The organism is Streptomyces sp. SID11385 (genome assembly GCF_010548245.1).
Taxonomy (GTDB): Bacteria; Actinomycetota; Actinomycetes; order Streptomycetales; family Streptomycetaceae; genus Streptomyces.
Map to the genome: position 1 here is coordinate 1 of NZ_JAAGLR010000588.1, position 227 is coordinate 227.

1 pseudogene is annotated in these 227 nt (G+C 72.7%); it reads left to right on the plus strand.

Annotation, left to right across the window (positions count from 1 at the left end):
- Positions 1-227: pseudogene (locus G3I42_RS17660) on the plus strand (acetyl-CoA C-acyltransferase); the annotation flags it as partial.

Consider the following 227-nt stretch of genomic DNA (forward strand, 5'->3'; position numbering starts at 1 on the left):
GACTTCGATCTCTTCGAGGTCCATGAGGCCTTCGCCTCCCAGGTGCTCGCCACGCTGGCCGCCTGGGAGAAGGCGGGCCTGGCCCCCGTCGACCGGGAGAAGCTCAACGTGGCCGGCTCCTCGCTCGCCACCGGGCACCCGTTCGCCGCGACCGGCGCCCGGATCGTCGCCACCCTCGCAAAGCTCCTCGCGGAGCGGGACGCCCCGGGACGCGGGCTGATCTCGAT